This is a genomic window from Sodalinema sp., assembly GCF_046483825.1.
Taxonomy (GTDB): domain Bacteria; phylum Cyanobacteriota; class Cyanobacteriia; order Cyanobacteriales; family Geitlerinemataceae; genus Sodalinema.
Genome location: NZ_JAWOCL010000248.1, coordinates 1 through 7,523, shown reverse-complemented (window position 1 = coordinate 7,523; position 7,523 = coordinate 1). Strand labels below are relative to the sequence as shown.

5 protein-coding genes are annotated in these 7,523 nt (G+C 53.5%); 4 read left to right on the top strand and 1 reads right to left on the bottom strand.

Annotated features, from left to right (window positions below; translation table 11 throughout):
• Positions 1-249 precede the first annotated feature (249 nt).
• Positions 250-1,098 (bottom strand): hypothetical protein, encoded by an 849-nt coding sequence (locus tag R6U67_RS15690; RefSeq protein ID WP_410253418.1) that lies wholly within the window; start codon positions 1,096-1,098, stop codon positions 250-252.
• A gap of 235 nt (positions 1,099-1,333) precedes the next feature.
• Between R6U67_RS15690 and gshA the strand changes: the two genes are divergently transcribed.
• The 4 genes from gshA (at position 1,334) to R6U67_RS15670 (ending at position 7,247) form a co-directional block, all read left to right on the top strand.
• Entirely contained in the window at positions 1,334-2,485 is a 1,152-nt protein-coding gene (gshA, locus tag R6U67_RS15685; protein ID WP_410253417.1) for a glutamate--cysteine ligase, read from the top strand.
• Positions 2,486-2,686: 201 nt separating this feature from the next.
• Positions 2,687-3,169, top strand: coding sequence for a tRNA (cytidine(34)-2'-O)-methyltransferase (locus tag R6U67_RS15680; RefSeq protein ID WP_410253419.1), 483 nt, complete (start codon positions 2,687-2,689; stop codon positions 3,167-3,169).
• 749 nt (positions 3,170-3,918) lie between these two features.
• Positions 3,919-6,078, top strand: coding sequence for a peptidoglycan DD-metalloendopeptidase family protein (locus R6U67_RS15675; RefSeq protein ID WP_410253416.1), 2,160 nt, complete (start codon positions 3,919-3,921; stop codon positions 6,076-6,078).
• 188 nt (positions 6,079-6,266) lie between these two features.
• On the top strand, positions 6,267-7,247 hold the full coding sequence (locus R6U67_RS15670; RefSeq protein WP_410253415.1) for an ABC transporter ATP-binding protein: 981 nt from the start codon (positions 6,267-6,269) through the stop codon (positions 7,245-7,247).
• Positions 7,248-7,523 lie beyond the last annotated feature (276 nt).

The following is a 7,523-nucleotide window of genomic DNA, read 5'->3' as shown; positions in this document are numbered from 1 at the left end:
GAGTTGCACCTCTTCGATAACCTGGATAATCTTCCTTAGTTGTTCTTGGTGAATGGACTCGACGGTCAAATTTGCAGATTGTTGTTCCAGCCAAAAGTTACCACTTCTGGCTGTGGTTAAGTCAAAGGGGTTATAGTTTTGTTTGAGCAGTGTTATGATATCAGCCATGACAGAAACTCGATACTTTAGGTTGATTTGGAGTTGAAAGAAGTTGGTAATTTTTATTTACAAACCACTGTTTAATTGACTTTAATTGACAATAATAAAAAATAGAGGACTACTAAATTCTTGCGGGATTCCTGCGGCAAATTGTTCGTCTGTGTAATCCATTCCCTCTTGGAGGGAACTCAGTTGAATTTTGTTGTCTTCAATGAGGCGGAAAAGAGCCTGATCGAGTTCGTCGCGCGTCATGGGGGGTTGAACTTCGGCGCGAAGGTGATAAATCGGTGTGTAGTTATTGGTGGGAAGTCGAGAATCAATCTTGCGGATAATCTCGATCAGTTCGCTGTCGCTGGGTTTGGCTTTTGGAGTGGAAGTGGGAGTGGGAGTTGGAGTGGGAGTTGGGGGGGGAGTTGGGGTGGGAGCTGAGTTGATCCATGTCCGCATAAATTGGACATAATTGGTTAACAGTTGGGCGTTAAGTTGTAGATTGCGCCTGGCATTAGCATCAAAGTAATCATCGCGGAGAAATTCTTTACCCCGTGCCGAAAGACTCACTTCAACAATTTTGCGTTCGATCGCACTCAAAAGTCCGCGATCGCACAAACTCAGAAGAACCGGCTGACGTTGTGCAGCGGGAAGTTTGGTATCTCCAGGAGTTGAGGGTCCCTTAGCGGCCACCTGTAACACCGTTAATTCAGCGTCAGATAAGGGGAGATTTTCAATATCAGCGTTCAGGAGTGTTTTACCGGCTGGACTAATTTTGAATTTCTTAATCTCTTCGTGGAGGTTCAGTAACTCGCGATCGGCTAATTTACGACAAAATCGTTGGGTTTCACTAACCCGAGTGCCGCTGGTTGGCTTAACCGCTGCTATTTTGCCGCGATAGTCAGGACAGCCAAGCAACTGAAGCAACAATTTGAGTTCTTTCGTTTCCATAACCTAAAACCTGACGGGGGGCCAGTCCTTCTCGAACCAGAATCATGGGATCAGTTTAACCCAACCGCCAAGCCCAAGCCAGGAAGAATCCCAGGGAAGCTTCATCTCTGTCGCCGCCATCTTTGATAAAATGCCAACAAGGTCAATCCTGGGGATGTGGCTCGCTTTTGGGCGATCGCCACCACTTAATAGAGATTGCTCTTCGATGTCGCACCCGTTTCAGGCAGAACAACACATGCTCTTATCCAAAGGTTTTGAAGTAGAAATGTACACCGGAACACCCACCGGTGACATTGTGGGACTGTCTGATCGCATTGTCGCCGATCTCGATCGCTTCTCCCGAGAACCCGACTCACGCAACGTGGAGTACACCACCGCTCCCTTTTGCGATTACGATATTTTGCTCTGTGATTTAGTGCGACCTCGACAACAGTTGCGTCACTATCTCAAAACCCTCGGCGATTACACCCTCATTCCCGGAAGTACCCTCTCTCTCGGAGATAGTCGCCGCTTCTTCCGCTCTGACCCCGGTAACCCCTACCATGACTACATCGAGCAATCCTACGGGTCCAAAGTGGTCACCGCCAGCGTCCATATCAATGTCGGTATTAATGACCCCGAAGCCTTGATGCGGGCCGCGCGACTGATTCGCGTTGAAGCTCCCCTATATCTGGCGTTGAGTGCGTCGTCTCCCTTCCTCGATGGGGAAATCACTGGCTATGACTCCACCCGCTGGTCCGTGTTTCCTCAAGTTCCGCAAACAGTTCCCCTGTTCGAGAGTCACGGTCATTTCATTGATTGGACCCAAGAGCAGTTAGACCTGGGAACCATGCAGAATGTGCGTCATCTCTGGATTTCGGTGCGTCCCAACGGCGATCGCCGTCCCTATAATCTGAATCGCCTAGAACTGCGAATTTGCGATCTGATTGTTGACCCCATCGACCTGCTGGCGGTTATGGCCTTCCTAGAGGCGCGAATTTGGCAAACCCTACTCGATCCCAGTCTCGACCCCTTAGAACGCAGTACGCTCCCAGCCAGCCACCGCAGTGAGGACTTACTGGCCCTAACCATGGCCAACGAGCAAGCCGCCGCCAAAGATAGCCTCGATGCGACCTTACGCCATTGGCAAGATGGGCGAGAAATCCTGGCTCGGGATTGGATCGAGGAGTTGTATGCTGAGATCCTACCTCTGGCAAAGTCTAAGGGGATTCGTTGCTTTCTCTCTCCCATTCAGCGGATTTTGCGAGACGGAAACCCGGCCCAGCAATGGCGACGGGCCTGCGAACAGGGTTCGTCTCCTCGTGAACAGATGATGCGCGAGATTGAGGGAGCGATCGCCCGCGAACAGGATCTCGAAGATCAGTTATGTAGCCTGATGGCGGCCTGATTCTGGGGATTTTGCTGGCTCAATCGTCAATTTTTGACCTCGGGAATTGGCGATTAGCAAAACCTATCGATGGAACGGGGCCAACCCACCCCTCTCAAGCGGGACTTGGGGCGGCGATCGCCTAGGCGAATCGGAGAGATATAGCGTAAAATCCGAGAAAATGCTGTTTAATTTGGTAGAACCTTGACGTTATCTAGCCCTATTCCCCAAATGGTTCTGGTTAACCCGCAAATTCCCCCCAATACGGGAAATATTGCTCGGACTTGCGCGGCCACCCGAACCCCGCTTCATCTCGTGGCGCCTCTGGGATTTGAGATGAGCGATCGCTACCTCAAGCGGGCCGGCCTCGACTATTGGCAATATGTGAACTGGACAATCCACGATTCCTTAGCAGAATTCCGTACCCAGAGCCGCCGCCAATCGGGCCGTTGGATTGGATTTAGTACTCGTGGCCGGTGTTCTTATACAGAATTCGCCTTTCGTGACGATGATTGGTTATTGTTTGGTAGTGAAACCGAAGGCCTCTCCGATGACACCCTCGCCGAATGTGAAGAGACGGTTCATATTCCCATGTTTGAGCCTCGGGTGCGTAGCCTCAATCTCTCGGTGAGTGCGGCTTTGGGACTTTTTGAATGTCTGCGTCAACTGGGAACTCTCCGCGCCCCGAGGGGTGAAACCCCCTAAGAGGGTCAACCCCCCAGGGACTGGGCGATCCCGCCCTTGTGGCAATGATAAGAAATTTCTATTGTTAACGCGATCAGGCTGATCCGGGGCGGCGATCGGCATTCGCTTCAAGAGAAATCACCGTATCGAGTCGCCAAAACTCCCCACTGATGCAAACTTGGGGAGTTTCATATATTAAGAAAATCAAGCCAGTTTCAGTTAAGATCCCCGCAGCGGTCGCCAAATGGCCAGTTGCCGTTGTGACCTAATTCAGCTTAAAGTTTCGTCGATACGCCTTAACCGGCCATCCTATGGGTTCAAGGACATTTCACTTAGGAACCAGGTTGAGACGAACTTTCGCTCAACATGACCTAAATCCCTGAGTCAATCCCTGAGTCAAACTGGCGTAGCTCCGCTGGTTTCACAGCTCAAAATCACCTCTAGACAAGGTTTACAGCTTTGTAACCTTGTGTAAATTGGTAAACCGGGGTAACCTGTCCTAAGCATCTCTGCCGTCAGTGACCTACATCGCAAATACAACGTGATCGCGATCACTGTCTGCTTTCCAAGGTCGCACCCCCGACCGACTGTAACTCACACGCTTATTGTCTAGGAGGTCGTTCTTGAAACGAGCGTTCCCACATCACAACCCCCCCGCTTCCCTAAACGAGCTTCAAGCTCATCTAGGATCTGATGCCTTCCGTGCTTCGGTACCGGAACAACATCGGCGGGTTAGAACCTCAGCTGCCGTCCTTGGTCTTGCCATTTCCATGGGAGCCTCGGCTGTTGGTTTAGCTGACGACGCTGCGGTTGCCGCTGAACCCGTCGTCAAATCTGCTCCAAGCCTGATGCCGCCGACTCTCGACAAAACGGCGGTCATCCCCGAGAATCAGCTTGAAAAAGTGAATCTTACGGCGGCCGAGACCCCCGTAAGCTATAGCCATTCTGACAATACTTCCCATCACAACTCCCAAGCCCCCGTGGCCCAGGAGCCAGTTCAAGACCATGTGACCCATGTGGTTCAGAGTGGTCACACCCTATGGCGTATCGCTAACGCCTATGAAGTCACAGCCGGCGCGATCGCAACGGCCAACGGCTTACCCTCGATCGAAACGCCTCTCGAAATCGGTGAAGTCCTAAGAATCCCGGTCACCGAGACCATGGTCTATCCCCCTCGGGAGATCATCGCCCCAGAACCCTCTCCCGCTGTGGCTGAGGTAGACGAGAGCAACCATCAACTCGCCCAGGCGACATCCACGACAAAAGCTGACTCTAGCCCTAACCTGAGCGACGAGAACCTAAGCAACGAGAACTTAAACAACGAGAACTTAAACAACGAGAACCTGAGCGACGAGAACCTAAACAACGAAATCGCGGCTCGCAGCTCTAACTCCAGTTCCTTAGACTCGACCGAAAAATTATCGCTGCTGATGCCCTCTGAGGTAGCACCAGAGACCGTGTCATCTCACACCGGCGTCGGCGGCCTGAACCCGGAGAAACAGCCTAGCACTGCATCCGCTGTCAACTCCCCCAGTCTAGGTTCACTCGACACCGCTACAGACACCGCTACAGACACTGATACAGACACCGCTACAGCCACCGCTACAGCCACTGGCGAATCCCTCAGTGCCACCCCGATTCTAGGCGCCATCAACTCCAACTCCCTCGACACTGAGGAATCTGGCATTCGCCTCAATCGTTCCTTCCTAGAGCGTGAAGGCGAAACCATCCAAGCCATTGAACCCCATCAGGTGCGTCCAGGGGAAACCCTAGTCAGCTTGGCCGACCAACATCAAACCAGCATTGAAGAGATTGCTCGGGCCAACAATCTCGACAATCCCGACCAAATTACGGCCGGACAACGCCTCAACATTCCCAAACAAGTGGCCCGGCGATCGGCTCCCGTTGAAGTCTTCGGTGGACAAACCGATCACGTCGCCTCGGTTCCGCCCAAAAAACAACGATTAGACTTGGTTCCCTCTGCGGCCAGAGACGACTCCAGTGACTTGGCCCTGGCCCCCCGAGACTCGGCTGAAGTCCTCGACGCCGACACCAGCACCGACACCAGCACCGACGCTTCAGATGGCCGTGACACCGTAACCCTTGAGGTTCCCGAAATTGCGATCGCCTCGGCCAACGAAACCCTACGGGCTGATATTTCTCGTCTCAGAAACCGGGTTCGTCGTAGCGAGACTGAACCGCAACCGGCCCCCAACTCAGGTCAAACGGACACTGAGGAAGCTTTGGCTCACGTCGATAACAGCGATCGCACTCTCGGAACCGTCCGTGAACACAACAACCCCCAATTCGATCGCGAACAAGTTGTCTCAGTTCACGACGCTGAACGGCAAGCCTCCGAGGCCCGCTCCTCCGAAGCCGAGTTAGCCAGTACCACGACGACGTCAACAGACGATGACGACAAGATGGCGGTAGCGCCCATGGGATCGCAAAACTACGCTCCCATCATGGAACCCCGTTCCGTCTCCCCGGAAATCCCCAGCTTGCCCTCATCCGGCGCTTATCTTCCCAAACCCCAACAACAGGCCGAAGTCTTCGACGGCTACATCTGGCCCGCTCAGGGGGTGTTCACCTCCGGCTACGGCTGGCGTTGGGGTCGGATGCACCGAGGTATCGATATCGCCGGTCCCGTCGGAACCCCCATCGTGGCATCCGCTCCCGGAACCGTCACCTATTCCCGTTGGAACTCCGGCGGCTACGGTAACTTAGTGGAAATCACTCATCCTGACGGCAGTTTGACCCTGTATGCTCACAACAACCGAAATTTGGTGAGCGAAGGTGAAAACGTGGCTCAAGGACAGCAAATCGCCGAAATGGGCAACACCGGCTTTAGTACCGGTCCCCACCTCCATTTCGAGATTCACCGTCCCGGCCAAGGAGCAACAGACCCGATGGCGTTCTTGCCTCAGTAGTCTGAGAAACCCCTGAACTCTAACGGTTTAGGGCGGAGTGATTGTGTGTGAGGAACAAAACGGGAGCTGATCGGCTCCCGTTTTGTCGTACGAATGTTCTACAATCCAAACCAATAGACGTCTCCCCTCCTGTGAGGGACTAGGGGCAGCTTCTGCCCATTGCCTCTTGCTAGCTATTGCCTCCTCCTATGACTCCCTTTGTTGTTGAAACCGTAGATCTCACCAAAAGCTATCGCACGGGTTTTTGGCTCAACCAAACGGTGACATCTCTCAAACGGTGTTCCTTAAGTGTTTCCCAAGGACAAACCTTTGGCTTACTCGGTCCCAATGGGGCCGGCAAAACAACACTGCTGAAAATGTTGTTAGGGATTGTTCGTCCAACGTCGGGTCGTGGGACGTTGTTGGGCCGTCCTCTGGGCGATCGCGCGGTGCGTCAGTTTGTCGGCTATCTCCCGGAAAATCCCTATTTCTACGACAGTCTCACGGCCTGGGAATTTCTCACCTTTATGGCGGGACTGTTCAACCTCGGCGAACCCGATCGCTCCCGGCGGATTAGCCAACTCCTCGACTGGGTGGGAATTGGCCAAAAGACGGCCCGCCGCAAACCTCTGCGGGAGTATTCCAAGGGGATGTTACAACGGGTTGGCATGGCTCAGGCCCTGGTGGGTAATCCCGAAGTGGTCTTCCTCGATGAGCCGATGTCAGGACTCGATCCCCTCGGCCGCTATCAGATGCGGGAAATCATCCTCTCCTTGAAATCCCAGGGCAAAACCATTTTTTTCAACAGTCATATTCTCTCGGATGTGGAGGTAATTTGCGATCGCGTGGCCATCCTCTGTGACGGCGAACTCCGTTGCACGGGATCTCCCGATGAACTCCTCGGGACTGGCGATCGCTATCGTGTCTACGGCCAGGGCGGGCCGGCTGACGTCTTGAAAAAATGGCTCCCAGACCTAGAATTTGACAAAGGCGATTGGCAAGGAACCCTCCAGGGCGAGTTACCGGATTTCCTCGCCAGCCTCAACCTCCTCGGCGGCAAACTCCTACGCCTCAATTCCTCCCGTCGCAGCCTCGAAGAGTTCTTTGTGCAACAAGTTGGAGGGAATGCCAAGCCAATTTCGATGGATAAAGAAGGGAACAGGGAACAGGGAATAGGGAACAGGGAATAGGGAATAGGGAACAGGGAACAGGGAACAGGGAACAGGGAACAGGGAATAGGGAACAGGGAACAGGGAATAGGGGAGAACCTCCCTCTTGCCTTTTGCCTTTTGCCCCTTGCCTCTTGCCCCTTGCCCCTTGCCTCTTGCCTCTTGCCTCTTGCCCCTTGCCCCTTGCCTCTTGCCTCTTGCCTCTTGCCCCTTGCCTCTTGCCCTCTTATCCCTTCGCCGCTCGGGTTGCATTCGCTACCGCGACTAGGGCCACGCCAACATCAGCAATAACGGCCT